Source organism: Nakamurella deserti (genome assembly GCF_003260015.1).
Taxonomy (GTDB): Bacteria; Actinomycetota; Actinomycetes; order Mycobacteriales; family Nakamurellaceae; genus Nakamurella; species Nakamurella deserti.
In genome coordinates this window covers 2,757,168-2,782,568 of the sequence record NZ_QCXS01000002.1, presented here as the reverse complement: position 1 = coordinate 2,782,568, position 25,401 = coordinate 2,757,168, and the positions used below count along the sequence as shown (strand labels likewise).

The following is a 25,401-nucleotide window of genomic DNA, read 5'->3' as shown; positions in this document are numbered from 1 at the left end:
GGCCGGGCCGGTGCCGGACGCGTCGGGCACCTGCGCCACCGCATCGACCTGCCGGAGCGTGGCGAGCTGGGGGCCACCATCGCGCGTGACCCGTCCCGGGACCTATGCCGGGACGTCCGCGGCGTCCGTGTACGGCATGCCGTGGGCGGCGGCGACGGGTTCGGTGACGAGGTGTCCGCGCAGGGTGGACAGTCCGTGGCTCAGCGCGGGGTCCGCGGTGGCCGCACCGGCGATGCCCAGATCGGCGACCTTGACCAGGTAGGGCAGGGTCGCCGAGGTCAGCGCCAGGGTGGAGGTGCGGGCGACCGCGCCGGGGATGTTGGCGACGCAGTAGTGCACGACCCCTTCCTCGACGTAGGTCGGGTCGGAGTGGGTGGTGGGGCGGCTGGTCTCGATGCAGCCGCCCTGGTCGATGGCGATGTCGACCACGACGCTGCCGGGTCGCATGCTGGCCACCATCTCGCGGGACACGAGTTTGGGTGCTTTGGCGCCGGGGACGAGGACGGCTCCGATGACGACGTCGGAGTCGGCGATGTAGGCGGCCATCCGGGCGCGGTTGGGGGTGACGAGGTCGACGCGGCCCTCGAAGATGTCGGAGAGGTAGGCCAGGCGGCTGGGGTTGGTGTCGAAGACGCGGACGATGGCGCGCATGCCGATGGCGATCTTGGCGGCTTCGGTGCCGGAGACGCCGCCGCCGATGATGGTGACCTTGGCGGCGGGGGTGCCGGGGACGCCGCCGAGCAGGAGACCGGCGCCCCCGGCGGGGCTCTCCAAGGCATGGGCGGCGGCCTGGACGGCGAGCCGGCCGGCGACCTCGCTCATCGGGGTCAGCAGCGGCAGCTTGCGGTCGGGGGTCTGCACGGTCTCGTAGGCGATGGCGTCGATGCGGCGCTCGAGGAGGAAGTCGGTGAGTTCCCGGTCGGCGGCCAGGTGCAGGTAGGTGAACAGCTGCTGGCCGTCGCGGAAGCGGTGGTACTCGGCGGGGATGGGTTCCTTGACCTTGACGATGAGGTCGGCGCCGGTGAACACCTCGTCGGCGGTGGCCACCACGGTGGCGCCGGCGGCGGCGTACTCGGCGTCGGGGAAGCGGGAGCCGTTCCCGGCGCCGGTCTCCACCAGCACCCGGTGCCCGTGGTGGACCAGTTCGGCCACCCCGTCGGGCTGGACGGCGACCCGGTTCTCGTTGTCCTTGATCTCCTTCGGGACACCAACGATGAGTGCTGACACGGGAACTCCTTCACGGGTCGGTGGCGGCGCGCGCCGGGCCTCCCCACCGGTCGGGATCCGACCGCGCCGACGGGGCTTGGCTGCATCCTGCCCTCCGGGCCGTGCGGGCGCCCACGCGGTCGCCGCCTGCCGCGACCGGCTGGTCTCACGGCGGAGCACCACGGTCGACGGGCACCGACCTCGGCCGCGACCTCGGCCCACCGCGTCGGACGGCCCGGGCTCCGTCGTCGAACTGGGTCTTGCCTCTGGCCGACGGACACTTGTATATTAGTGCCGCATACAGCGATACCCGCCGTCCGGCCGATCCGGTGGGCGTCCCTGGACCCATCAGTCGGACACCGAGCGAGAGCTCCCGGCCCCCTCCCCACCACGACGTGGCGGTGGCGGTCGCATCCACAGAAGTCCTGCGCAAAGGAGCACAGAAATGACCCAGGCAGAGTCACGCCAGCACGGCGCCGGGGACCCGCCGGCAGACGGTTCAGCGCATCGCAGCACGAAGGACCTGACGAAGGCGGCGGTGTCCGGCTGGCTGGGCACCGCCATGGAGTTCATGGACTTCCAGCTCTACTCGCTCGCCGCGGCCATCGTGTTCAACAAGATCTTCTTCCCCAACGTCAGCCCGGCCATCGGCCTGATCGCGGCGATGGCCACCTACGGCGTGGGCTACGTCGCCCGCCTCGCGGGTGCCGTCTACTTCGGCCGGATGGGCGACCGGATCGGCCGCAAGAAGGTCCTGTTCATCACGATCGCGCTGATGGGCGGCTCCACCACGCTGATCGGCGTGCTGCCCACCTACGCGACCATCGGCATCCTGGCGCCCATCCTGCTGGTCGCGCTGCGGCTGGTGCAGGGCTTCGGGGCCGGCGCCGAGATCGCCGGTGCCACGGTCATGCTCGCCGAGTACGCGCCGGTCAGGCGCCGCGGCCTGGTCGCCTCGCTCGTCTCCCTCGGCACCAACTCCGGCACCCTCGCCGCGTCCGGGTTGTGGGCGCTGCTGCTGAGCATCCTCACCGAGGAGCAGCTGCTGTCGTGGGGCTGGCGCCTGCCGTTCCTGCTGAGCTTCGTGCTGTTGATCTTCGCGCTCTGGCTGCGGACCAACCTCAAGGAGAGCCCGGTCTTCGAGGAGCGCCCCGACGTCGTCGACGGCGTCGCCCTGACCCGTCAGGAGCTCGAGGCGCAGGCCGCCGCGACCCACGCCGGCGTCCTGGAGGCCGGACTCAAGCAGCGCAAGGGCAAGGCGTTCTTCATCGCCCTGGGGCTGCGGTTCGGCCAGGCCGGCAACTCCGGCCTGATCCAGACGTTCCTGGTCGGCTACATCGCCACCACGCTGCTCATCGAGCGCGCCGTCGCCACCGAGGCGATCCTCTACGGTTCGCTCGTCGGCTTCATCACCGTCCCCGTCGTCGGCATCCTCGGTGACCGCTTCGGCCGCCGTCCGATGTACATGGCGCTGAGCCTGACCACCGCCGTGCTGGCCTTCCCGCTGCTGTTGATGGTCACCAGCGGCGACAACGTCTCGCTGCTGCTGGCGATGGTGATCGCGCTGAACATCGGCGTGCTGGGCCTGTTCTCGCTGGAGAGCGTGACCATGGCGGAGATGTTCGGCTCCCGCACCCGGTTCACCCAGCTCGCGCTGGCCAAGGAGATCGGCGGCATCCTGGCCACCGCCATCGGCCCGCTGCTCGCCGCGACCCTGACCGCGGTCACCGGTTCGTGGTGGCCGATCGCCGCGATGCTCGTCGTCTACTCCGCCATCACCTTCGTCACCGCCTGGCTCGCGCCCGAGACCCGCGGTCGTGACCTGGTCCGGCTCGAGGACGCGGTATGAGAGCCGTCGTCGTCCACGGGGCCGGTGACGTCCGTGTCGACACCCTGCCCGATCCGGTCGCCGGACCGGGTGAGGTGCTGATCGCGATGGAGTGGGGCGGCATCTGCGGCTCCGACCTCGCCTATCACCGGTACGGCTCCTCCGGCACCGCGGTGCTGCGGCAGCCGTTGGTCCTCGGCCACGAGATGGCCGGTCGCGTCGCCGCTCTCGGACCCGGCGTCGCCGGGCTCGAGGTGGGCGCCGCGGTCACCGTGCATCCGGCCACCCTGGTCGGCGACCACGTCCTGCCCGAGCGCATCGCCGGTCGCACCAATCTGTACCCCGAGGTGCGCTACTGCGGGTCGGCGGCGTTCGACCCGCACACCGACGGCGGCTTCAGCTCCCTGAAGGTCGTCCGGGCCGCACAGGTCCGGGTACTGCCCGAGACGGTCAGCACCCGGCACGGCTCGCTCGCCGAGCCGCTGGCCGTGGCGCTGCACGCCGTGTCCCGGGCCGGTGACCTGACCGGGCGGGAGGTCCTGGTCAACGGGGCGGGCCCGATCGGCAGTCTGGTCGTCGCCGCGGCGAAGTACCGCGGCGCCGCCCGGGTCACCGCCGCCGATCTGTCCGAGTCGTCGCTGGCCGTCGCCCGGGCGATGGGCGCCGACAAGACCGTCAACCTCGCCGACGGCGAGATCCTCCCGGCGGACTCCGAACTCGTCTTCGAGGCGTCCGGTGCGGCCGGTGCCCTCGGCGCCGTGCTGCACGCGACGGCCCGCGGCGGCACGCTGGTCCAGGTCGGCAACCTCCCCGGTTCCGCGGTGTCCGCGGTGCTGGGGGACCTGGTCACCCGCGAGATCAGCTGGCTCGGCTCGTACCGCTTCGTCGACGAGATCACCGACGCCGTCGTCGCTCTGGATAACGGGATCGACGTCTCACCGCTGATCACCCACACCTTCGGGATCGAGGAGGCGGCGACCGCCCTGGCCGTCGCCGGCGACCGGACGACGGGCAGCAGCAAGGTACTGCTCCGGCTGTCCGCATGACGGCCGCTGTCGTCACCCTCGGCGAGACGATGGCGCTGCTGACGGCGCCCTCGGGCCGGCACCTGCGGGGCGGCACGCAGCTGCCCATCGGCATCGGCGGCGCCGAGTCCAACGTCGCCATCGGACTGGCCCGTCTGGACGTGCCGGTCACCTGGATCAGCCGGGTCGGCGACGACGCCTTCGGGGCGATGGTCACGCGGGAGATCCGGGCCGAGGGCGTCCGTGTCGTGGCCGCCGTCGACACCACGGCACCCACCGGACTGATGGTCAAGGAACACCTGCACGGCACTCCGGTGCGGGTGCGCTACTACCGTGCCGGAAGTGCCGCGTCCCGGCTCTCGCCGGCGGACCTGGACACGCCGCTGATCGCCGGTGCGCAGGTACTCCACCTGTCCGGCATCACCGCGGCCCTCAGTCCCACCGCACTCGAGACCGTGCGGGAAGCCATCCGGATCGCCCGCGACGCGGGCACTCTCGTGTCCTTCGACGTCAACCACCGGGTCGCGCTGTGGTCGACCGAGCGGGCCGCCGAGGTGCTGCGCGCGCTCTGCGGACAGGCCGACCTGGTCTTCGCCGGGGTGACCGAGGCCGAGCTGGTGCTGGGGACTCCGTCGGGATCCGCTGGTGAGGACGCGCTCGCCGCCGGGCTGGCCGACCTCGGACCGGCGACCGTGGTGCTCAAGCTCGGTGCGGCCGGTGCGCTGGCCCGTACCGACGGCGCCACGCTCCGCGCCGCGGCCGAGCCGATCGAGGTCGTCGACCCGGTCGGCGCCGGGGACGCGTTCGTCGCCGGCTACCTCAGCGCCCTGACCGGGGGCCGTCCCGTCGACGTCTGCCTGCGACGCGGCAACCAGCTGGGCGGCGCGGTCTGCCGCGTGCCCGGCGACTGGGAGGGCCTGCCCACCCGAGACGAGTTGCAACGACTCGGCTCCCACCTCGAGGACGTCGTCCGATGACCACCACCGAACCTGCCGCACCGACCTCCACCGACCTGCTCGCCGGCTGTCCCGTCGTGCCCGTCGTGGTCCTCGACCGCGCCGAGGACGCCGTTCCGCTCGGAGAGGCACTGCTGGCCGGTGGCATCACCGGCATCGAGATCACCCTGCGCACCGCCGCCGGACTGGCCGCCATCGGCCTGGCCGGGCGGGCGCTGCCGGAGCTGACCGTCGGCGCCGGGTCGGTGCTCACCCCCGCGCACGTCGACCGGGTCGTCGACCAGGGCGCCCGGTTCGTGGTGTGCCCCGGTCTCTTCACCCCGGTCGTCCAGCGGTGCGGGGAGCTCTCGGTCCCGGCGCTGCCGGGGGTGGCCACCGCGTCCGAGCTGATGACCGCGGTCAACCTCGGCCTCGACGTGGTCAAGTTCTTCCCCGCGGGGCTGCTCGGCGGGCCGGCCGCCATCAAGGCACTGTCGGCGCCGTTCCCCGGGCTGCAGTTCCTGCCGTCGGGCGGGGTCAGCCCGGCGAACATGGCCGACTACCTCGGCCTGGACTGCGTTCCCGCGGTCAGCGGCAGCTGGATGGTCGACCCGGCGCTGATCCGGGCGGGCGACTGGGCCGAGATCACCCGGCGGTCCCGGGCCGCCGTCGACACGGCCGCTGCGGCCGTCGCGGCGTCCTGACGCCATCCGACCTTCCCGTCGCGACGACGCGGCGGAACCCGAGACTGCGAGGAACACGACGATGAAGATGGGCTTCCGCTGGTACGGCGAGGGCAACGACACGGTGACGCTGGACGAGATCCGGCAGATCCCCGGGGTCGAGACGATCGTCTGGAGCCTGCACCACAAGGCGGCCGGCGAAGTGTGGGAGACCGCCGAGATCGAGGCCGAGATGCGGCGCATCACCACGATCACGGACGCGGCCGCAGCCCGTGGGGTGACCCGCACCTTCGACGCGGAGGTCGTCGAGTCGGTCAACGTCCACGAGTCGATCAAACTCGGCAGGACCGTCCTCGGGATCAGCCGCGACGAGGCGATCGCCAACTACATCACCACTCTCCAGCGGCTCGGACGGGCCGGGGTCAGGGTGGTCTGCTACAACTTCATGCCTGTCTTCGACTGGCTGCGCACCGACCTCTGGCACCCGCTGCCGGACGGCTCGACGGCGTTGTTCTACGAGAAGGCCGTCGTGGAGAAGATGTCGCCGCAGAGCCTGATCGCCGAGATGGAGCTCAACGCCGGCGGTCTGACCCTGCCCGGCTGGGAGCCCGAGCGGCTGGCCGGGTTCAGCGAGCTCAACGCGGCGTACGAGGGCGTCACCCACGACGACATGTACCGCAACTACCGGTACTTCCTGGACGCGATCATCCCGACGTGCGAGGAGTTCGGCGTCAAGATGGGCGTGCATCCGGACGACCCGCCGTTCGACCTCTTCGGCTGGCCCCGGGTGGTGTCGTCGAAGAAGGATCTGGCGACGGTGCTGTCGCTCAACGACAGTCCGTACCACGGGCTGACGCTGTGCCTGGGGTCGTTCTCGGCCAACCCGGAGCAGGACGCCGTGGACGCGGTGAAGACCTACATGGACCGCATCCACTTCTCGCACGTCCGCAACATCAAGCACTTCGACAACGGCGACTTCACCGAGGTGGCGCACCGGGCGTGCGAGGGCAGCGTCGACACCGTCGGGATCATGAAGGCCTACGCGGAGGCGGGCTACACCGGGTACATCCGGCCCGACCACGGACGCCATCTGTGGGACGAGAACACCACGCGGCGGCCACGTCCCGGGTACGGCCTCTACGACCGGGCGCTGGGCATCCAGTACCTGCTCGGGGTCTGGGACACGGTGAACCACCGCGGCTGATCCGCCGACATCCGAAGGGCGCGCACTCCGCGGAGTGCGCGCCCTCCGTCGTTCCGGCCCCGGTCAGGGGAGGTCGATGCGCCCGGCCTGCACGGCCGGCAGCAGCGCGGCGACCGTGCGGACCAGCTCGGCGTCGCCGGCGAGGTCGTCGGCGCCGGCGGTGCGGAGCAGGGCGGCCACGACGGCTACGGGATCGTCGGCGTCGCGCCAGTTCTCGGCCAGTGCGGTACCCGCCGGGTCGGTGGTGCCGAACCACTGCCCGCCGTCGGCGGCGGGGCGGGTCGCGTTGACCCATCCGGCCAGCGCGAGGGTCAACACCGGCGCACCGGACGCACCGAGCCGGCGCAGCACCCCGAACCAGCGCTCACCGACCTTGAGGGAGCCGTCGCAACCGATGCGGCGCAGCTGGTCCCGCATCGACGGGTTGGAGAACCGGGCCACCAGTGCGTCGGTGTAGGCCGGGACGTCCAGGGCGCCGGGCAGCGTCGGGGCGACTTCGGCGGCCAGCCCGCGCACGAGCTTCTCGCCCCACGACGTGGAGAGCACGTCGGCCACCGTCCGGCAGCCGGCGGCGAGCCCCAGATAGGCCATGGCCGAGTGGGATCCGTTGAGCATCCGCAACTTCATCAGCTGATAGGGCGCGACGTCGTCGACGAAGCCCGCGCCGGCGAGCTCCCAGGCGGGCCGGGGTGCGGCGAAGGAGTCCTCGAGCACCCACTGCCGGTACGGCTCTCCGACCACCGGGATCCGGTCGGTCACCCCCAGGGCGGCCGCGACGGCGGTGCGGTCGTCGTCGGTGGTGGTCGGCACGATGCGGTCGACGACCGTGTTCGGGAAGCCGACGGATGTCTGCGACCAGGCGAGCACGGCGTCCCGGTCGGCGAACGACGAGGCGGTCAGGAACTCGCGGACCGCCCGCGCGGTGGCGGCCCCGTTGGCCGTCATGTTGTCGCAGGACACGATGTCGATCGGTGCGCCGCCGGCCCGGTACCGGGCGACGAGCCCGGCGGCGAGCGCCCCGACGACGGTGTGCGCGGACCTGTCGTCGGCGGTGCGGGCCAGGTCTTCCGCGATCGCCGCCGACGTCAGATCCAGACCGCCGGTGTCGCCGCGGCGGTGGTAGCCCTTCTCGGTGATGGTGAGGGTGACCGTCGTGAGGTCGTCGGAGGTGAACAGCGCCCGGACGCGGTCGGCGTCCGGCTGCAGCCGGAGTGCCTCGGTGAAGGCGGCGACGACACGGGTGCTGGCCCCGTCGGGGGCGAGATCGGTGACGCTGTAGAGGTTGTCCTGCGCCCGGAGGCCCTCGACGGTGGCCGCCGATCCGGGGGCGACGCCCGCGATGCCCCAGCCGACACCGGCGGCGGCCGTCGCGGCCTCGGTGTAGACGGCCTGGTGGGCCCGTTGGAAGGCGCCGAGTCCGATGTGCAGGACGCGGGAGCGGAGTTCGCGTGGGTCGACCAGCGGCCGCTGTGCCGTGGTCAGCGCGGAGAGGGCGGCCAGGCCCAGCGCGGGGGTCATGCCGGGCGCCGGGTCGCTGCGGGGCGTCGAGGGGTGCGGGTCATGTCCACCTTCGTCGTCGAGGGTCTCGCGCCGGATCGCGCAGGGCGCGTGAGATATACAGAGCTAGTATACAAGTGGGGGCCAGCCCTGCCACTGAAAAGTCGTCGGGATCGCGACGCTGCGCCGGACGGGTACCGCGTCGGAGGCGGCGAACCGCGCGGGATCACTCCCAGACGGCGACGCTCCGCCGGACGGGTACCGCGTCGGAGACGGCGAACAGTTCGGGCGAGCGCCGTCGGATGGTCTCGATGTCACCGAACACCGACCGCAGGTGCACCCGCAGGCGGTCCTGGGCGGTGGGTCGGTCGCCGGCGAGCACCGCGTCCAGCACGGCGGCGTGTTCGTCGGCGAAGCGGATGGTCGACTCGTTGGCCTGCAGCCCCAGTCGGCGGGCGCGGTCGAGGTGTCCCTTGGCCGCGACGACCGTCGGCCAGACGCTGGCGTGCCCGCTGAGGCCCAGGAGTCCCTGGTGGAACTGCTCGTCGAGGGCGAAGAAGTCCTCCACGGGGAGGTCGGGGGAGTGCTGCTGCGCGAGGTTGGCGCGCAGCCGGGCGACCGCGTCCGGATCCGGCTCGTCGGGCATGTCCTCCAACGAGGCGAGTTCGATGGCCTCCCGGATGAACTGGGCGTCGACCACCTTGGCCGCGTCGACCCGGGACACGAAGGTTCCCACCTGGGGGAAGACCTGGACCAGGCCCTCGTCGGCGAGCAGGATCAGGCTCTCGCGGATCGGCGTCCGGGAGACGCCCAGTCCGGCGGCCAGCTCGTTCTCCGAGAGTGCCGCCCCGGGCGGGAGTTCCAGGGTCAGGATCCTGCGGCGGAGCGTCTCGTAGACGATCCGTCGGTTGCTGCGGGAAGCGCCGGCCATCCCGTCAATTTAGTACGCCAGCGCTGATGTGCAGGCGGCGCCCGGGAGGGTGGGAGCGGGGCCGTCCGCCGCCGGGACGCGGTACGCCGGCGTCCGCCCGACGGCTCCGCCCGGGCTGCTCCCCGCCCGCGTCCGGCTGCCCGGGTGCGGACGGCGGTCGGTCAGTCCACACACGACCGGCGCAGGGCGGCCTCGATGAGACGGTCGTCGTCGGGCCAGGGGAAGCGGGGGTGCACCGGTGGCAGGCTGGCGATCCCGTGCAGCTGGATCCAGAGCCCCACCGCGGCGTCCCAGGCCTGCGCCGAGCGCGCGTCGACGGCGAGGACCAGTGCGACCGCGTCGACCAACCGCGAGAAGCCGGCCAGCGCTGCCTCGCCGACCTCCACGATCGCCGACGGCGACGACCGCGAGTGCAGCACGCGGTACAGACCCCACCGCTCCCGGGCGAAGGCGACGTAGGCGTGGGCGAAGTCGCGGATCTGCTCGCGCGGCGGCGCGCCGGGATCACCGGCGGTCACGGCCCGATCGTGCTCGGCCCACGCCCGGACCACCACCTGCCGGCAGATCTCGCCGACCCCCGGGAAGTGGTCGTAGATCGACGGCACGGCGATGCCCAGCCGGCGCGCGATCTCGCTGAGCGTCACCCGCGCCTCGTCGCCGGTCTCCTCGATGATCTGCCGGCCGGCGTCGAGGATGTCCTCGGCCAGCTGGCCACCGCGTCCCCGGGGGTTGCGCCGTCGCCGCGGCGTTCCCGACCCGTCCGCGGTCACCGTCGACCACCGGCGGCCGGCCCGGGACGGCGGAGCGGGCGCGCCGCCCGAGCGGTGGGAGCGCGGGCGGCGTCACGGTGCATGACCCCATCCAAGCCGACTCCGACGGCTGTCCGGCCCCGCCGGCAGGCCCAGCGCCGGAGTCGTCCGTGGTCGGCGGGTCCCCCGCGGTGCACGCGTGCGTCAGCCGGGTCGCAGGTCGCATCGGCCTCTGTCCGCCGGCGCCCGCGGTTGCTAACCTAAACACCCTTCGGTCAACGTCGTCGGTCCCGGCCGGCGGGGCCGGGGCCACCACCGCGACACACGCGACACCGCAGCGCGCGGCGCCGCCCACCCGCCACCCGGAAGCTGCCATGTCGATCTACGAACTGCTCGGCGTCCTCGCCCTCACCGGCTACGCCGTGTACCAGCAGACCCGCCGGCACCAGGTCGTCGCCCGCACCCGGTTCACGCTGGCGCTGATCTACGGCGTCGCCGGGGTGATCAGCGGCGGCCTGCACCTGCCGCCGACCGGCCTCGCCGTGACGTTCCTGGTCATCAGCCTCCTGCTGAGCCTGATCGTCGGGCAGGTCCGCGGCCGTCTCACCCGGCTCTGGGTCGAGGACGGCCGGATCTGGAGCCAGGGCACCACGCTGACCGTGTCGCTGTTCCTCGCGCTGATCGCCTCGAAGTTCGTGCTGGGCACCGTCGCCTACTTCGCCCACGTCAGCGAGAACGGCGGGATCGGCGAGGTCCTGCTGATGCTCGCGGTCATGATGGCCATCCAGGCCCAGCTCATCCACCGCCGCGCCCAGCGCCTCGCCGCGCAACAGCCCGCGGGCGGAATCGCGGGCGTCACCCGATGACCCGATGACCTGCTGACCGCATCCAGCGCCACGGACGGGCGTCCCGTCGGTGGTACCGGGGGTTCTGGCGTGTCCCGGGGTTCGCGCTCTCCTCACACTCATCGTGACGGGGCTCGTCTCCGAACCGGTGCTCATCCACGACCTGCCCCGGACGGTGGGCAACGGGTGGCCAGTCGCGGCTTCCACGACATCGCCCCGGGCGTCCCTCGTCAGGCACGGCTCCTCCGCCCCGGACGCGGCCGGACCGCCGCACCGTCAGCTGGGCCTTCGCCGGGCCGGCCGCCTGGATCGCCTGCACCCTCGTCCGGAGCCGGCCGGTGGCCGGTACCTCACCCCGTTCCCCGACGTCCAGCGGATCGGCTACCCAGAGCCCTCGGCAGCACGGCGGTCGTCGTCGCGGTCGTCCTGCGGGCCGTCCTGCGGGCCGTCCTGCGGGCCGTCCGCCACCGACGCCTCGACCGGCTGCCGGTCGCGCGCCCTAGAGCGACGCGCCCCCGCAGATCACCAGGTGCTGGCCGGTGATCATCGCCCCGCCCGGGCCGAGCAGGAACGCCGCGTAGTCGGCCACTTCGGAGGGCTCGACCAGCCGGCCCAGCGGCGGCGACAGCGGGGGAGTGGCGGCCCGGTGCGGATCGTCGAGCATGGGGGTGCGGGTCGGCCCCGGCGCGAGCACGTTCACGGTGACGCGTCGTGGCGCCAACTCGGCCGCCCAGGCTCGCGACATCGCCTGCAGCGCCGCCTTCGTCGCGGCGTACTGGCTCTTGCCGGCCACGCCGACCGCGGTGCGGGAGCCGATCAGCAGGATCCGGCCGCCGTCGACGACCGACGCCGCCGCGCTGTCGGCGAGCGCCGCCGCGGCGGCCACGTGCACCTGCCACATGGCCGTGAACGCCGCGTCGTCCAGTGCGCCGAGCCGGGCCGAGTGCTGTAACCCGGCCGCGTGCACGATCGCGTCCAGCGGGCCGAGGTCGGCGGTCGCGGTCCGCACCGCCGCGGTGTCGGTGAGATCGACGGCCAGGTGGTCGCCGGGCAGGTCGCCGCGACGTCGGCTCATCCCGACGACCCGGCGGCCGTCGGCGATCAGCCGCTCGGCGATCGCCCGGCCGATGCCGGAGCTGACCCCGGTCACCAGGGTGCGTGTGTCGGTCAAGGAGGGCCTCCGAGGGGTCAGCCGAGCAGCGCCGCGACCGCGGTGAGCGCGATCGGGGCGAGGGTGGTGGTGAGCAGGATGCCGTCGCGGGCCAACGTGAGCGAGGTGTCGTACCGCCAGGCGTAGGTGAAGATGTTCTGCGCGGCGGGCAGCGCCGCGAGCACCACCACCCCGAGCAGGGTGCGGGCGTCGAAGTCGAACACCAGGGACCCGATGAGCCAGGCCACCGTGGGTTGCACGGCGGTCTTGAGCCCGACCGCCAGCCACAGCGGCCCGCGGTTGCCGCCGCGCCCGGGGGCCTCCGCGCCGCGCAGCGAGATGCCGTACGCCAGCAGCATCGCCGGCACGCTCATCGCGGCGATGAGCTCCACCGCGTCGGCCAGCGGATGCCACAACGGCACTCCGGTGGCCGACACGACGACCCCGGCGAACGCGCCGATCACCACCGGATTGCGCAGCGGCGTGGACAGCAGTTTCCAGATCGACGTGCGCCGTGCCCCGCTCTGCGCGGCGTCGATGACGGTCAGCGCGATCGGGGTGTAGACGACGAGTTGGAACAGCATCACCGGCGCCACCAGGGTCGCGTCACCGAGGACGTAGACCGCGATCGGGATGCCGAGATTGCCCGAGTTGACGTAGGAGGCCAGCAGGGCGCCGATGGTGGTGCGGCCGACGCCCCAGCGCCGCACCGCCCCGACCGTCGCGTACACCGCCGCGCAGACCAGCGTGCTGATGACCAGCGCGAGCAGCGGTGTGGACAGCATCACGCCGAGATCGGACGCGGACATCAGCTGGAACAGCAGGGCCGGGCTGGCGACGTTGAAGGTCAACGCCGACAGCACGTCCCGGCCGTGCGGGCCGAGCACCGACCACCGGCCGAGCAGGTAGCCGATCCCGACCACCGTCCCGATGACCGCGAAACCGCTGAGGACGCCGCCCACGTCGCGCTCGTCCTCGTGTCGACCTCAGCCCTGATCGATCCAGTCGAGGTCGACGTGCACGTACTTGATCGCCTGCCGGAAGTAGGTGAACGCGATGTGCAGCGAACCGTCGTCGCCCTGCCGGATCGACGGGTAGGAGAACTCCCGGTTCAGGCCGTCCCGGGAGTTGTTGGTCATGCAGTAGCCGTCGCCGACCTCGAGATCGCGCATCAGCGGCCAGGTCCGGCCCCCGTCCGAGGAGATCGCCAGCGTCATCGGGGCCCGCGGTGCACCCCAGAACGCCGTCCGCTCGGCGGATCCGGCGTCGGTCAGGACCTGCGGCTCGGCCACGTCGGCCAGGCCGTCGTCGTCGATCTCGTCGTAGAGCGAGACCCGCCGGTCGGTGGCGTCGGCGGCGCTGGAGTTGTTGAACACCATCGCCACCCGGCCGTCGGCCAGTGCCACGGCCTGCACCGAACTGTTGTTGTTGGGCAGCGCCAGCGGCACCGGCGCGGAGAACTGCACCCCGTCGGTCGACCAGCTGGCGTGGACGTGGTCGGCCCAGCGGCTGCGGTAGACGGCGAGGAAGTCGCCGTCGGCGAGCGGCACCGGGTTCATGTGCACGGCGCCGACGCTGTCCGGCACCGGCGTCTCGGTCCAGGTCGCACCCTGGTCGGCGGAGCTGTACACCGAGCTCGTGTCGACGTTGCCGACCCACCGCTCGCCGGGCACGCTGACGCAGTTGAAGACGCCCAGCACCCAGCGGCCGTCCGGCAGCACGACCGGCGGCTGCCGGACGAAGACGCCGCCGCCGGCACCGGCCGGGATCATCGTGCGGACCGGGCCGAAGGTCAGGCCACCGTCGGTGGACACGCGGCACCGCACCTCGGAGGTGTCCTGGTTGCCGGCGAACTGCGCCGTGTACATCAGCCAGACGTCGCCGCCCGGGGCGACGAACAGGATCGGGTTCTGCTCGGAGCGGGTGGAGTCGTCCGAGAGCTGCTCGGGTCGCGTCCACCGATCCGAGCCCGGCACGAGACGGGAGTACCAGACGGAGATGTCGGGCACGCCCTCCTGGGTACCACCGAACCAGACACACCCCAGGGTGCCGTCGGGCAGCTGCATCAGGTTCGCGGCGTGGCTCTGCACCGTCGCCGTGGGGAGGTAGGCCTCCCGGCGGCCCGGACCGGCGTCGCGGACGACCCCGTCGGTCGTGCCGGGCAGCGTCGCGGCGGCGGTCACTGCCCGCCCCGCGCGGCGCCCAGATGACTCTTGGCGATCAGCTCCAGGTGGGTCAGGTCCGAGGCCACCGAGACGAAGGTGAAGCCCTGCGCCAGCCGCTTCGCGGCGGCCTCACCGGTGGGGTTGTGGATGCCGGCCGCGATGCCCGCGGCGGCCGCCGCCTCCCGCACCCGGGTCAGGGCCGCCTCGAACTCCTCGGACACCGAGGTGTCGGTGGAGCTGGTACCACCCAACGACAGCGTCAGGTCCGACGGTCCGATGTAGACGCCGGCGAGACCTGCCGTGGCGCAGATGCTCTCCACGTTGGCCAGGCCGTCGGCGGTCTCGATCATGGCGATCACCGCGACCTGGTCCTGGACGTCGGCCGGGTTGGGGCCGATCCGCAGCGCGGAGCGCATCGGGCCGTACGAGCGCAGCCCGCCCGGTGCGTACCGGGTGTAGCTGACCGCGGCGGCGGCCTGCTCGGCGTTGTCCACCAGCGGCACGATGACCGCGGCGGCGCCCGCGTCCAGCGCCCGGCCGATCTGGTACAGGTCGTTGCTGCCGACGCGGACGACGCCGACGGCCCGCTGGCCGGCGTCGACGGCCATCAGGCCGGTCAGCAGCCCGTTGTAGCCGAGCAGCCCGTGCTGGGCGTCGAAGGCGACGTAGTCGTAGCCGAGCCGCGCGATCCGCTCGGTGGAGACGGGTGAGTCGAGCGTGATCCAGTATCCGACGATCTGCTCGCGGTTGCGCAACCGGGCCGCGAACGACTGGTGCACCGACGACACCTGCGAGGTCGCCGCCTCGTATCCGCCGCCGGTCATCGGTTGTACGCCGGCATCGTGCCCTTGAGCGGCTCGCCCGCCTGGTCGCACGCCGTGATGACGTCGTCGGGCAGCGGGCCGTTGTCGGCCGCGGCGATGGTCGCCTCGATCTGTTCCACTCTGGATCCTCCGATCAGGACCGATGTCACCACCGGTTTGGACAGCAACCAGCGGATGGCGAGCTCCGGCAGGCCGACGCCGAGGTCGGCGGCGATGCGCGAGAGCTTGTCCACCGCCTCGAAGTTCTCCTTGTTCCAGTACCGGTCGCGGTACATCCCGGCGATCGCCGCGGAGCCGAACCGGCCCTCCGTCGGCAGCGTGTCCAGGGAGTACCGGCCGGTCAGGAGCCCCGCGCCGAGCGGGTTGTAGACGATGGTGCCGACACCGTGGGTCATCGAGAACTCGACGTACTCGTCCTCGAGGCGACGCGCGATCAGGTTGTACATCTGCTGGGCCAGCACCGGTCGCGGCGCCCCGACCTCGTCGCAGATCTGCAGAATCTCGGCGATCTGCCAGGCGGAGTAGTTGCTGACGCCGATGGACCGGACGGTCCCCTCGCGGACGAAATCGGCCAGCGTGGAGAGCGTCTCGGCCAGCGGCACCGAGCGGTCGGGCTTGTGCAGGTAGTAGACGTCGACGTCGTCGACGCCGAGCCGGCGCAGCGAGCCCTCGAGCGAGCGCCGCAGGCCCAGGGCGGACAACAGCGGCGCACCGCCGGCGTCGCCCTCGTAGATGCCGGCCTTGGTGGCCAGCACGACCTTGTCGCGGCGGCCCTTGAGCAGGTCACCGACGATCTCCTCGGACTTCCCGCCGGCGTAACCGTTGGCGGTGTCGAGCGAGGTGACGCCCGCGGCGAGGGCCGCGTCGACCATCCGCTGGGCGAGGTCGGCGTCGGCGGTGTCGCCGAACGTCATGGTGCCCAGCACGAGCTGGGACTGCCGCACCGGAACACCGGCGAGATCCAGGTACTTCATTCGGTCCTCGTTTCCTGTCGTACCGCGACCCCGGGGTCGTGGCGCGACGTCGAGTCCGCCGGTCGGGGACCGGCGGGTGGTCAGGGCGCTCAGGACGCCTTGGCGGTGGTGACGGCGGTGGCGGCGTCCTCCGCGGCCAGCGTCTCGTTCTCGGCGGCGCGGGCCAGTGCGATCGCGCGGACCACGGCCCTCGGCTTGCGCCCGAGCATGGTGGACGGCTCCAGCGCCGACCGCCGCAGCCGCTGGGTGTACTCCTCGCGCGGCGACGACAGCACCTGGTCGGTCGGTCCGGACTCGACGATGCGGCCGGACCGCATCACCACGGTCTGCTGCGAGATCGCCCGCACCACGCCGAGGTTGTGTGAGATGAACAGGTACGTCAGCCCGGTCTCGCGCTGGATGTCGGCGAGCAGGTCCAGCACCTGGGCCTGGACGGAGACGTCCAGCGCGCTGGTGGCCTCGTCGCAGACCAGCAGGTCCGGCTCGGACGCGAGCGCCCGGGCGATGCCGATGCGCTGCCGCTGGCCGCCGGAGAACTCGGCGGGCTTGCGGGCCAGCGCGGTCATCGGCAGACCGACCCGCTCGATGAGATGCGCCGCCTTCGCGGCGATGTCGCTCTTGCTCGCACCGCCGCGCATCCGGATCGGCTCCGCGACGATCTGCTGCGCCGTGAGGTGCGGGTCCAGGCTGCCGTAGGGATCCTGGAACACCATCTGGATGCGGTGCCGGATCGGCCGCAGCTGCTTCTCGGTCAGACCGCCGATCTCCTGGCCGTCGAACGTGATGGTGCCCGAGGTCGGCTTGTTCAGCCGGACCAGCGTGCGGGCGATCGTGGACTTGCCGCAGCCGGACTCCCCGACGACGGCCAGCGTGCCGCCGCGGGGAACGGTGAAGCTGACCCGGTCCACGGCGCGGAAGGTGCCGGCCGCCACCGGGAACTCGACGACGAGGTCCTCGACGGTCAGCAGGTTGTCGGCCGGTGCGGCGGCGGGCAGGGGGGTGCTCATACCGAAGCCTCCTGGGCGTGCGCGCGGACGGCCGCCGCGGCGGCCTCGGCCGCGAGTTCGGGGTGCTCCAGCGCCGGGTCGTTCCACGGACCGAGGTCCGGGATGGCGGCCAGCAACGCCTGGGTGTAGGGCTCGGCGGGGGAGTCGACGATCTGTTCGGCCTCGCCGCTCTCGACGAACTTCCCGGCCCGCATCACGTGGATGCGGTCGCTCATCAGCCGGGCGACGCCGAGGTCGTGGGTGATCATCATGATCGCCACGCCGGTGGTTTCCTGCAGCTCCAGCAGCAGGTCGAGGATTCCGGCCTGGACGGTGACGTCCAGCGCGGAGGTCGGCTCGTCGGCGACCAGCAGCTCCGCCTCGGCGGAGATGGCCATCGCGATCAGCACGCGCTGCAGCATGCCGCCGGACAGTTCGTGCGGGTAGGCCTTCAGCCGACTCTGCGGCTCCCGGATGTGGACCTGGGTGAGCAGCTCCAAGGCCCGGTCGGACGCCGCGGCCTTGCTCAGCTCGGGACGGCGGATGCGGATGGCCTCGACCATCTGCCGGCCGACGGTGCGGATCGGGTTCAGCGCGGTCATCGGATCCTGCGGGATGAGCGCGACGCTACGGCCCCGGAGCTGGTCGATCTCCTTGCGGCTGCCGACCACGTCGTGGCCCTTGATCGTCGCGTGGCCGGAGATCACGGCCAGCTCGTCGGGCAGCAACCGCAGGATGCCCATGGCGGTGGTGGACTTGCCCGAACCGGACTCGCCGATCAGCGTGACGGTCTCACCGCGGTGGATGGAGAACGAGACCCCGTCCACCGCGCGGATGACGCCGCGGTTGGTCATCAGTTCGACCTGCAGTTCCCGCACGTCGAGGACGGGGGCGCTGGAATCGGTCTCGGTGCTCAGGACTGTGCTCATCGGCTCGCTCCTCGGTGCTCCGGGCCTCGCTCGCTGTGCCCGTTGCTCGGCTTCTCACCGATTCCGGCCCTCGCTCGCTGGCGCTCGCTCATGTCCTCATCGGATCGGCGCCATCGGGCGCTCGCTCGTGTCCTCGCCCTGTCGTCGACTCGCATGTCAGGCCGCCTTGAGCTTGCGGCTGCGGTCACGCAGACCGTCGCCGAGCAGGTTCACGCCGATCACCAGCAGGGCGATGATCAGACCGGGGATCGTCACGAGCCACCAGCCGCCGAGGACGACCTGGCCCTGACCGTCGGCGATGATGCCGCCCCAGGTCGGGTACGGCCGCTGCACGCCGGCGCCGAGGAACGACAGTGAGCTCTCCAGCAGCACGGCCTGGGCCAGCAGCAGGAAGACCACGACCATCGCCTGGCTCAGGATGTTCGGGATGATGTGGCGCAGGATGATCAGCAGCCGGCTCAGTCCGAGCACGCGCGCCGCTGCCACGTAGGGCTTCTCGCGTTCCACCAGCACCAGGGCGCGCGTGATACGGGCGGGTTCGGGCCACTGCGCGAAGGCGATGACGATGGTGATGACCGGGATCGACGGACCGAACAGGGCGACCACCAGCAGCAGCATCAGCAGCAGCGGCAGCGCCATCTGCGCCTCGAGCAACCGCGAGATCAGGGTGTCCACCCAGCCGCCGAAGTAGCCGGCCGCGGCACCGGCGCAGATGCCGACGATGCCCGACACCACGATCGCGAGGATGCCGATCAGCAGCGAGGTCTGGCCACCGAACAGGACACGGGCCAGCAGGTCGCGGCCGTTCTTGTCGGTGCCGAACAGGTGCCCGCCGGTCAGCGGCGGCAGCATCGACTCCCGCAGGTTGGTCTTGGTCGGGTCGCTCAGCGGCAGCACCCGGGCCAGCGCCACGGGGATGATGACCACCCCGGCGCAGAACGCGCCGATCCACATCTTGATCGAGGCGTAGCGGCTCTTACGTGCCGCGCCCGACTGCTTCAGCTGCTTCTTCGACACCACGGAGGGGCGCTCGGTGCGGCCCTGCAGGGCCGACGTCGACGGGGCCGCGGCCGGGTCGGTGATCGGCCGGCCGAGATCGGGATCCTCGGTGACCTGCGGGCTGATGTCAGCGGTGCTCATCGGTGCCCTCCTCGGAGGATCGGCGTGTACGGGGGGTTCGTCATCAGGCGGCGTCCTCTCACCCGGTTCGTCGCGCACTGCGGGCCTGGCTGCGCTCGTGTCGTCGTGCGGTCCTCATCGGGCGGCCTTTCCCAGTCGGACGCGCGGATCCATCACCGGGTACAACAGGTCGACGGCGAGTTGCACGATCAGCGCCAGGATGACCGTGACCAGCACGGTGGCCTGGATGAGGGGCAGGTCCCGGGTCTTGAGGGCCTCCACGACCAGCGATCCGACGCCGGGCCACTGGAAGACGACCTCGACGATCACGACACCGTTGAGCATGGCGGCGAACCGGGTGCCCAGTGCGGTGACGACCGGGATGGCCGAGTTGGAAAACGCGTAGCCCCAGGTCAGTCTCCGTTCGCTGACCCCGCGGGCCCGGGCGATGTTGACGAAGGGGGCCTGCAGGTTGCTGACCATCTCGCGGCGCACGAGCCGGCTGATCAGCGCGATCTGCAGGATGGCGATGGTGATGGTGGGCAGCACGATGGACGAGGTCTGCGCGAAGCCGGACGAGTCGAACCAGCCCAGATTGACCGAGAACACGATGATCAACATGAACGCGATCCAGAAGTCCGGCATGGACTGTCCGGCGATGGTGAAGATGTTCGCCGTCGTCTCGCGGGCGGTGTTGTTGCGCCGCGCCATCCAGACACCCAGCGGGATCGAGACGATCGCGGTGACCACGATCGCCGCGACCGCCAGCGTGATGGTGTAGGGCAGTCGGTCCAGCACCACCGTCAGGGCGGACTCGCGGAACTTGAACGAGTCACCGACGTTGCCCTGCACCAGGTTGGTGAGGAACGTCCAGTACTGGCTGAGCACACTCTGGTCCAACCCGAACGCACGGCGCACCGTGTCCAGCTGCGCCGGCGTCGGGTTGGGAGGTGCGTAGTTGTAGGCGATGTCGCCGCCCGGCAGCCGCAGCAGGACGAAGACCGTGGTGACGGTGAGGAACACCGTCAGCAGGCTCTGACCGAGCCGCTTGAGCAGGTACCGGGCCATGGGTCAGCTCGAGACCGTCACGGAGGACAGGTCGTAGGAGTTGATCGCCCGCAGGTTCAGCCCACCGACCGTGGTGCGCTTGGCCAGCACGTTGTTCGGGGTCCAGGCCCACATCGCCGGCCACTCCGCCCAGATCTTCTCCTGGGCGTCGGCGAGCAGCGCATCGCGCTTGGTCTCGTCGGACTCGGCACCGGCGGCGGCGATGACCTCGGTGATCTCGGGGAACACGAAGCCGTGGTAGCTCTCCTTGTTCGCCTCCTTCTCCGCGGTGCCGGCGTACATGCCGACCAGGTTGGTCAACGCCAGACCCGTCTGGTTGCCGTAGCCGTTGCCGAGGATGTGCCAGTCACCGGACTTCTCGCCCGAGCGCCAGGCGGCGATCTCGCCACCCTTGGGGATCTGGGTGAGCTGCAGGGTGACGCCGACCTCGCCCAGCATCGTGACCAGGGCCTCCATGACCTGGGCGGCGCCGGCGAATTCCGACTCCTCCCAGATGACCACGAGGCTCAGGTCGCTGACGCCCTCCGCGGCCAGCATCGACTTCGCCTTCTCGGGGTCGTAGGAGTAGGTGCCGGTCTGGGCGAACCCGGCCAGCGTCTTGGGCACCACACCCTCGGCGCTGGAGACCTGACCGCTCATCAGCGTCGACATCAGGGTCTCGCTGTCCACGGCGTAGGAGAGCGCCTCCCGCACCTTGGGGTTGGAGATCGGGTGGTCGGCCGGCAACCGGAAGTTGTAGAAGAGGTGGATCAGCCGGGTGCCCGGGGTCTCGATGACCTCGATGCCGTCCTTGCCCTTGAGGTAGGTGGCGGAGTCCGGGGTGATGGTGTCGATGACGTCGATCTGGCCGGTCTCCAGGGCGATGACGCGGCTCGACTCGTCCTCGTTGTAGCTGACGTTGACCTCGGAGGCCTGCGCCTTGTCGGTGCCCCAGTAGTTCGGGTTCGGGGTGAGCTTGTAGGTGCCGGTGCCGGAGTCGGCGGACGCCACGACGAACGGGCCGGTGCCGACGCCGGTCTGCAGTTCCTCCGCCTTGTTGGCCGCGGCCGGCGTGATGAGGATGTTGCTCATCGAGCTGTCCAGCGTCACGACCGGGACCTTGGTGGTGAGCGTGAACGTGGTGTCGTCGACCTTGGCGAAGGCCGGCTGCTCGGTGAACTGGGTGGCGACGTACCCGGCGGGCACCTCGAAGTACAGCTTCAGGGCGGTCTCGACGTCCTCGACCGTGACGGGAGTGCCGTCGCTGTACTTGATGTCGGAGCGCAGCTTGACCGTCCACACCGTCGGGCTGGTGGCCTCGAACGACTCCGCCAGCACCAGCTGCGGCTTCAGGTCGTCGCCGATGGCGGTGAGCGCCTGGCGGACCGCCCGCTGCACGGTGACCGCGGCGTCGAACTGGTTGAGCTTGTTGTCCAGGCTGACCAGGTTGCGGTTGAGCGCGATGTTGAGGACACCGGTGCCGCCGGCCGCGCCGCCGCCGGTGGCCGAGCCCGTCGCCGCCGCGGCGCTGGGGGTCGAGCTGGGGGTGGTGCCGGTGGCACCCGCGCAGGCGACGAGGGTCGGGGCCAACAGGGCGCCGGCGCCGGCGAGGCCGGCGTAGCGCAGCAGGGACCGGCGCGACAGCAACGGGTTCGTGGTGTTCACGGCCGTCGGATCAGTGGAAGTCATCGAAACCTACCCATCAGATGTGAGTGTGGACGGCCGACCCGGACGGGCCCCATTGCCGTGATGCGTCCATCATCACACCCTTGCGCACAATGCGCAAGTGCCGTAGCGTTTTCCACGCAAGACGTGCAGCGGACCGTGCAGGTCCGTGTTCCGTCCCCGGCAGGGGCTCCACCGCACCTGACCCCCTTTACCGAGTCGTTATACCGCCTCTCCACTCCGATCGACGCTGACAGGAGGTCCCGCGTGACGCCCACCATCGCTGTCATCGCAGACGACCTGTCCGGTGCCGTCGAGTCCGCAGCGGGCTTCTTGTTGCGCACAACGCGCATCACCGTCAGTCTCGGTGCGCGAGCGGGAGCGGCTGCCGTGGCCCATCCGGCCCGTCCCGCGGGCCCGGCCCACCCGACCGCCCCGGCTGGTCCGGTCGACGTGCACGTCGTGGACACCGACAGCCGCCAGGTCGCCGGCGACGTCGCCGCCGGGCGGGTGGCGGACGCGATGGCCACCCTGGGCGGGGTCCCGGTCCTGGTCAAGAAGATCGACTCCCTGCTGCGGGGCAACGTGGCCGCCGAACTCCAGGCCGTCCGGGACACGCGTCCGCATCTCGTCGTGGCGCCGGCGCTCCCGGCGGCCGGCCGCACCGTCCGCGCGGGGCGGGTGTGGGTGGGTGACCGGTTGCTGCACGAGACCGACGTGTGGCGCGCCGAAGTCGGCCCAGGGCCGCTCACGGTCGCGCACGCCCTCGCACCGATGAACACCGAGACCCTGACCCTGGACACCGTCCGGGGCGGGGATCTCGACACCCGTATCGGCGAGATCCTCGCCGCCGGAGCGGTTCCGGTGTGCGACGCGGAGACCGACGACGACCTCGACCGGATCGCGGCGGCCGTGGCGCACCTGGACCGCCCGGTGCTGGTCGGCAGCGCCGGCATCACCGCGGCCGCCGCCCGCACCCTGGCCGCGCGACCGCAGTCGCCCGGACCGGACGCCGCCCACCACACCGCCGCCGCCGACGCGCAGAACACGGCTGACACCACCGCTCGGGCCGGCTCCGACACCACCGGCCGTCGGCGTGCCGGGGGCACCGTGCTCGCCGTCGTCGGCAGTGCCGCACCCGGGATCGCCGCTCAGCTGGCCGCTCTCGGGCCGGGGTCGACCGTGGTGCTGTTGTCCCCGGCCGAGCTGATCGCCGCGGCCGGCGACCCCGCGGTGCGCGACGCCCTCGCGGCGCGCATCGCGGCCGCCGACGGCCCCGAGGTGGTGGTCGCCGTGGACGCGACCGGTCCCGTGGACGCGACCGCGTCCCGCACCATCTCCCGCGCGCTGACCGACGTGGTCGCCGCCACCGCGGAGCGGGCGGCGGGGCTGGTGCTCACCGGCGGTGAGACCGCCCGTGCGGTCCTCGACCGCCTGGGCGTCACCAGGCTCCGGCCACTGTCGCAGGTCCACCACGGTGCCGTGGTGTGCCGTGACGACGCCGGCCGCGCCGTCGCCACCCGACCGGGCAGCTTCGGCGACCGGGACTCGTTGCGCCACCTCGTCTCCGCCGTCCGCGCCGTGGTCGGTGCGACCGCCGCAGTCCCGCCGGTCGGCCCCCTTGCTCGTCCCATCCGTGAAGACGCTCCACCCCACCCTCCCGAGGAGTCCGCATGACCAAGAACCCCTTCATCGCCGTCACGATGGGCGATGCGGCCGGCGTCGGCCCGGAGGTGGTCGTCAGGGCCCTGCTGGCCACCGAGGTCGTCGACAACGCCCGCTGCGTCGTCATCGGCGACACCGCCCGGCTGCAGCGGGCCGCCGACCTGTGCGGGCTCACGGGCGCGGTGACGCTCGTCGAGATCGACGACATCGGGCAGGCCGAGTTCACGCCGGGCCGCATCAACGTCATCGACCCGCACCTGATCCCCGCGGACCTCCCGTTCGGCGTGCTGTCGCCCATCGCCGGTGACGCCGCGTTCCAGTACATCCGTATCGCCTCCGAACTGGCGATGTCGGGCAAGGTGCAGGCCATCTGCACGGCGCCGCTGAACAAGGAGGCGCTGCACGCCGGGGGCCACCTCTACCCGGGGCACACCGAGTTGCTGGCCGCGCTGACCGGCACCGGTGAGGTGTCGATGATGCTGTCCACGCCCAAGGTCAAGGTCATCCACGTGACCACGCACATCGGGCTCATCGACGCCATTGCCAAGATCGAGCCGGGCCTGGTCGAGCGCACCGTGCGCCGCGGCCACCGGGCGATGGTCGACTCCGGCATCAGCAACCCGAAGATCGCGGTGTGCGCGATCAACCCGCACGCCGGCGAGAACGGCCTGTTCGGCCGTGGCGAGGAGGCCGAGAAGATCACCCCGGCCATCGAGGTGCTCCAGGCCGACGGGATCGACGCCCGGGGGCCCGTTCCCGCCGACACCGCCTTCTTCCTGGCCGGCCGCGGTGACTACGACCTGGTGGTCGCGATGTACCACGACCAGGGGCACGGCCCGGTGAAGGTGCTGGGTCTGGAGGCCGGCGTCAACATCACCGTCGGGCTGCCCGTCATCCGGACGTCCGTGGACCACGGGACCGCCTTCGACATCGCCGGGAAGGGCATCGCCGATCCGGGCAGCATGCTCGAGGCGCTGCGCCAGGCCGTCGAGATGGCGCCGGAACCGGCGGTCGCCTGACGGATGCGGGCGCCCGGGGGGACCGGGCGCCCGCCCGGATCACCGTGCCAGGAACCCGATGACGACGCGGTTCCACTCGTCGGCGTCGCTGACCGTGCAACCGTGCGGCGCACCGTCGATCACGTGCAGCTCGCTGCCCGGGATGGCGGCGTGGGTGCGCTGCCCGGACCCCTCGAACGGCACGGTGGCGTCGGCGCTGCCGTGGATGACCAGGGTCGGCACCGTCACCCTCGTCAGGTCCTCCCGGAAGTCGGTGGTGCCGAAGGCCTCCATGCAGGCCAGCGCGGCCCGCTTGTCGGCCTGGTGCGCGAGCGCCAGTGCCTCCTGGCGCTGCTCCTCGGTGACCTTGAGAACGCCGTCGGCGGAGAAGAACTCGGTGGTGAACCGGTCGTAGAAGGCGTCCTCGTCCTTGGCCAGGCCGGTGCTCATCCCGGCGGCGGCCGCGGCGGTCAACGGGCCGTCCGGGTTGTCCTCGCCCTGCATCAGGAAGGGCGGGACGGCGGAGGCGAAGACGACGCTGTGCAGGCGCTCGTCGCCGTACAGCGAGAAGTAGCGGGCGACCTCGCCGCCGCCCATCGAGAATCCGACCAGGGTGACGTCGGTCAGGTCGAGCTCGGTGAGCAGGGTGTGCAGGTCCTCGGTCAGGGTGTCGTAGGTGTAGCCGGTCAGCGGCTTGTCGCTGCGGCCGAAGCCCCGCCGGTCGTAGCTGACGACGCGGTAGCCGGCGTCGACCAGGGCGGGTACCTGGTTCTTCCACGACTCGCCGGAGAGCGGCCAGCCGTGGATGAGGACGACCGGACGGCCGGGGCCGCCGGTGTCGTCGACGTGCAGGTCGGTGTTCTTGAACAGGCCGTGGTGCGCGGTGATCTCGGGCATGGGTGTGCCTTCCGTCGGTGGTGCGATCCGGACCGACGCTGCTGCAGTCCGGTGGTGGTGGTTCGGTGCGGTCCCGCCC

At 71.8% G+C, this 25,401-nt stretch carries 23 protein-coding genes; 8 read left to right on the top strand and 15 right to left on the bottom strand.

The genetic code is table 11. From position 1 onward, the window contains the following. Positions 1-102: 102 nt before the first annotated feature. The gene (gene ald, locus DB033_RS12725) at positions 103-1,227 is read right to left on the bottom strand and encodes an alanine dehydrogenase (protein WP_111767003.1); all 1,125 of its coding nucleotides are present in this window, start codon (positions 1,225-1,227) and stop codon (positions 103-105) included. A 424-nt stretch (positions 1,228-1,651) separates the two neighbouring features. Here ald and DB033_RS12720 point away from each other — a divergent pair, with 424 nt between their 5' ends. The 5 genes from DB033_RS12720 to uxuA all read left to right on the top strand — a co-directional run bounded on the left by DB033_RS12720 (position 1,652) and on the right by uxuA (position 6,881). Then, on the top strand, positions 1,652-3,055 hold the full coding sequence (locus DB033_RS12720) for an MFS transporter (protein ID WP_111767002.1): 1,404 nt from the start codon (positions 1,652-1,654) through the stop codon (positions 3,053-3,055). Continuing rightward, positions 3,052-4,080, top strand: a complete 1,029-nt coding sequence (locus tag DB033_RS12715; protein WP_111767001.1) for an L-idonate 5-dehydrogenase — start codon at positions 3,052-3,054, stop codon at positions 4,078-4,080. The genes DB033_RS12720 and DB033_RS12715 overlap by 4 nt, the downstream gene beginning before the upstream one ends. After that, positions 4,077-5,036: a sugar kinase gene (locus DB033_RS12710; protein WP_111767000.1), complete on the top strand. Its 960-nt coding sequence runs from the start codon at positions 4,077-4,079 to the stop codon at positions 5,034-5,036. Before DB033_RS12715 ends, DB033_RS12710 begins: the two co-directional genes overlap by 4 nt. Continuing rightward, complete coding sequence (gene eda / locus DB033_RS12705; protein WP_111766999.1) at positions 5,033-5,698, top strand: bifunctional 4-hydroxy-2-oxoglutarate aldolase/2-dehydro-3-deoxy-phosphogluconate aldolase; 666 nt, start codon at positions 5,033-5,035, stop codon at positions 5,696-5,698. The genes DB033_RS12710 and eda overlap by 4 nt, the downstream gene beginning before the upstream one ends. 61 nt (positions 5,699-5,759) lie before the next feature. Further along, the gene (gene uxuA, locus DB033_RS12700) at positions 5,760-6,881 is read left to right on the top strand and encodes a mannonate dehydratase (protein ID WP_111766998.1); all 1,122 of its coding nucleotides are present in this window, start codon (positions 5,760-5,762) and stop codon (positions 6,879-6,881) included. 63 nt (positions 6,882-6,944) lie between these two features. Here the strand turns inward: uxuA and DB033_RS12695 are convergent, their stop codons facing one another. The 3 genes from DB033_RS12695 to DB033_RS12685 all read right to left on the bottom strand — a co-directional run bounded on the left by DB033_RS12695 (position 6,945) and on the right by DB033_RS12685 (position 10,079). Further along, positions 6,945-8,399 carry a mannitol dehydrogenase family protein gene (locus DB033_RS12695; RefSeq protein WP_111766997.1) on the bottom strand — a complete coding sequence of 485 codons (1,455 nt, stop codon included), beginning with the start codon at positions 8,397-8,399 and terminating at the stop codon, positions 6,945-6,947. 205 nt (positions 8,400-8,604) lie between these two features. Continuing rightward, complete coding sequence (locus DB033_RS12690) at positions 8,605-9,309, bottom strand: GntR family transcriptional regulator (RefSeq protein WP_111766996.1); 705 nt, start codon at positions 9,307-9,309, stop codon at positions 8,605-8,607. Positions 9,310-9,470: 161 nt separating this feature from the next. Next, complete coding sequence (locus DB033_RS12685) at positions 9,471-10,079, bottom strand: TetR/AcrR family transcriptional regulator (RefSeq protein WP_111766995.1); 609 nt, start codon at positions 10,077-10,079, stop codon at positions 9,471-9,473. 353 nt (positions 10,080-10,432) lie between these two features. Between DB033_RS12685 and DB033_RS12680 the strand changes: the two genes are divergently transcribed. Next, positions 10,433-10,924 carry a DUF1453 family protein gene (locus DB033_RS12680; RefSeq protein ID WP_111766994.1) on the top strand — a complete coding sequence of 164 codons (492 nt, stop codon included), beginning with the start codon at positions 10,433-10,435 and terminating at the stop codon, positions 10,922-10,924. 478 nt (positions 10,925-11,402) lie between these two features. Here the strand turns inward: DB033_RS12680 and DB033_RS12675 are convergent, their stop codons facing one another. From DB033_RS12675 to DB033_RS12630, 10 genes are all read right to left on the bottom strand, one after another. Next, positions 11,403-12,074 carry an SDR family NAD(P)-dependent oxidoreductase gene (locus DB033_RS12675; RefSeq protein WP_111766993.1) on the bottom strand — a complete coding sequence of 224 codons (672 nt, stop codon included), beginning with the start codon at positions 12,072-12,074 and terminating at the stop codon, positions 11,403-11,405. Between the two features lie 17 nt (positions 12,075-12,091). Continuing rightward, the gene (locus DB033_RS12670) at positions 12,092-13,015 is read right to left on the bottom strand and encodes an AEC family transporter (protein ID WP_111766992.1); all 924 of its coding nucleotides are present in this window, start codon (positions 13,013-13,015) and stop codon (positions 12,092-12,094) included. Positions 13,016-13,039: 24 nt separating this feature from the next. Continuing rightward, a complete protein-coding gene (locus DB033_RS12665; protein WP_205843789.1) occupies positions 13,040-14,236 on the bottom strand; it encodes a sialidase family protein in 1,197 nt (398 codons plus the stop codon). Beyond that, positions 14,233-15,042: an HpcH/HpaI aldolase family protein gene (locus DB033_RS12660; protein WP_111766991.1), complete on the bottom strand. Its 810-nt coding sequence runs from the start codon at positions 15,040-15,042 to the stop codon at positions 14,233-14,235. Before DB033_RS12660 ends, DB033_RS12665 begins: the two co-directional genes overlap by 4 nt. Further along, positions 15,039-16,016 (bottom strand): aldo/keto reductase, encoded by a 978-nt coding sequence (locus DB033_RS12655; RefSeq protein ID WP_111766990.1) that lies wholly within the window; start codon positions 16,014-16,016, stop codon positions 15,039-15,041. The genes DB033_RS12660 and DB033_RS12655 overlap by 4 nt, the downstream gene beginning before the upstream one ends. Positions 16,017-16,105: 89 nt before the next feature. Further along, on the bottom strand, positions 16,106-17,023 hold the full coding sequence (locus DB033_RS12650) for an ATP-binding cassette domain-containing protein (RefSeq protein ID WP_111766989.1): 918 nt from the start codon (positions 17,021-17,023) through the stop codon (positions 16,106-16,108). Next, positions 17,020-17,931 (bottom strand): ABC transporter ATP-binding protein, encoded by a 912-nt coding sequence (locus tag DB033_RS12645; protein ID WP_111766988.1) that lies wholly within the window; start codon positions 17,929-17,931, stop codon positions 17,020-17,022. Before DB033_RS12645 ends, DB033_RS12650 begins: the two co-directional genes overlap by 4 nt. A gap of 156 nt (positions 17,932-18,087) precedes the next feature. After that, positions 18,088-19,071 (bottom strand): ABC transporter permease, encoded by a 984-nt coding sequence (locus DB033_RS12640; RefSeq protein ID WP_111766987.1) that lies wholly within the window; start codon positions 19,069-19,071, stop codon positions 18,088-18,090. Between the two features lie 114 nt (positions 19,072-19,185). Further along, on the bottom strand, positions 19,186-20,118 hold the full coding sequence (locus tag DB033_RS12635; RefSeq protein ID WP_111766986.1) for an ABC transporter permease: 933 nt from the start codon (positions 20,116-20,118) through the stop codon (positions 19,186-19,188). 3 nt (positions 20,119-20,121) lie between these two features. Continuing rightward, a complete protein-coding gene (locus DB033_RS12630; RefSeq protein ID WP_111766985.1) occupies positions 20,122-21,786 on the bottom strand; it encodes an ABC transporter substrate-binding protein in 1,665 nt (554 codons plus the stop codon). A gap of 243 nt (positions 21,787-22,029) precedes the next feature. Here DB033_RS12630 and DB033_RS12625 point away from each other — a divergent pair, with 243 nt between their 5' ends. Continuing rightward, a complete protein-coding gene (locus DB033_RS12625; RefSeq protein WP_157970661.1) occupies positions 22,030-23,439 on the top strand; it encodes a four-carbon acid sugar kinase family protein in 1,410 nt (469 codons plus the stop codon). Continuing rightward, on the top strand, positions 23,436-24,446 hold the full coding sequence (gene pdxA / locus DB033_RS12620; protein ID WP_111766983.1) for a 4-hydroxythreonine-4-phosphate dehydrogenase PdxA: 1,011 nt from the start codon (positions 23,436-23,438) through the stop codon (positions 24,444-24,446). Before DB033_RS12625 ends, pdxA begins: the two co-directional genes overlap by 4 nt. A 39-nt stretch (positions 24,447-24,485) precedes the next feature. On the opposite strand, the gene DB033_RS12615 is transcribed toward pdxA, so the two are convergent. Next, positions 24,486-25,322 (bottom strand): alpha/beta fold hydrolase, encoded by an 837-nt coding sequence (locus DB033_RS12615; protein ID WP_111766982.1) that lies wholly within the window; start codon positions 25,320-25,322, stop codon positions 24,486-24,488. Between the last annotated feature and the right edge of the window lie 79 nt (positions 25,323-25,401).

What these genes read in the sequence shown, in the direction of transcription:
- pdxA (WP_111766983.1), top strand. Translation starts at nt 23,436, where the DNA reads ATGACCAAGAACCCCTTCATCGCCGTCACGATGGGCGATGCGGCCGGC.
- DB033_RS12615 (WP_111766982.1), bottom strand. Translation starts at nt 25,322, where the DNA reads ATGCCCGAGATCACCGCGCACCACGGCCTGTTCAAGAACACCGACCTG.
- DB033_RS12710 (WP_111767000.1), top strand. Translation starts at nt 4,077, where the DNA reads ATGACGGCCGCTGTCGTCACCCTCGGCGAGACGATGGCGCTGCTGACG.
- DB033_RS12720 (WP_111767002.1), top strand. Translation starts at nt 1,652, where the DNA reads ATGACCCAGGCAGAGTCACGCCAGCACGGCGCCGGGGACCCGCCGGCA.
- DB033_RS12650 (WP_111766989.1), bottom strand. Translation starts at nt 17,023, where the DNA reads ATGAGCACCCCCCTGCCCGCCGCCGCACCGGCCGACAACCTGCTGACC.
- uxuA (WP_111766998.1), top strand. Translation starts at nt 5,760, where the DNA reads ATGAAGATGGGCTTCCGCTGGTACGGCGAGGGCAACGACACGGTGACG.
- DB033_RS12645 (WP_111766988.1), bottom strand. Translation starts at nt 17,931, where the DNA reads ATGAGCACAGTCCTGAGCACCGAGACCGATTCCAGCGCCCCCGTCCTC.
- eda (WP_111766999.1), top strand. Translation starts at nt 5,033, where the DNA reads ATGACCACCACCGAACCTGCCGCACCGACCTCCACCGACCTGCTCGCC.
- DB033_RS12660 (WP_111766991.1), bottom strand. Translation starts at nt 15,042, where the DNA reads ATGACCGGCGGCGGATACGAGGCGGCGACCTCGCAGGTGTCGTCGGTG.
- DB033_RS12690 (WP_111766996.1), bottom strand. Translation starts at nt 9,309, where the DNA reads ATGGCCGGCGCTTCCCGCAGCAACCGACGGATCGTCTACGAGACGCTC.
- DB033_RS12680 (WP_111766994.1), top strand. Translation starts at nt 10,433, where the DNA reads ATGTCGATCTACGAACTGCTCGGCGTCCTCGCCCTCACCGGCTACGCC.
- DB033_RS12655 (WP_111766990.1), bottom strand. Translation starts at nt 16,016, where the DNA reads ATGAAGTACCTGGATCTCGCCGGTGTTCCGGTGCGGCAGTCCCAGCTC.
- DB033_RS12630 (WP_111766985.1), bottom strand. Translation starts at nt 21,786, where the DNA reads ATGACTTCCACTGATCCGACGGCCGTGAACACCACGAACCCGTTGCTG.
- DB033_RS12715 (WP_111767001.1), top strand. Translation starts at nt 3,052, where the DNA reads ATGAGAGCCGTCGTCGTCCACGGGGCCGGTGACGTCCGTGTCGACACC.
- DB033_RS12695 (WP_111766997.1), bottom strand. Translation starts at nt 8,399, where the DNA reads ATGACCCCCGCGCTGGGCCTGGCCGCCCTCTCCGCGCTGACCACGGCA.
- DB033_RS12635 (WP_111766986.1), bottom strand. Translation starts at nt 20,118, where the DNA reads ATGGCCCGGTACCTGCTCAAGCGGCTCGGTCAGAGCCTGCTGACGGTG.
- DB033_RS12640 (WP_111766987.1), bottom strand. Translation starts at nt 19,071, where the DNA reads ATGAGCACCGCTGACATCAGCCCGCAGGTCACCGAGGATCCCGATCTC.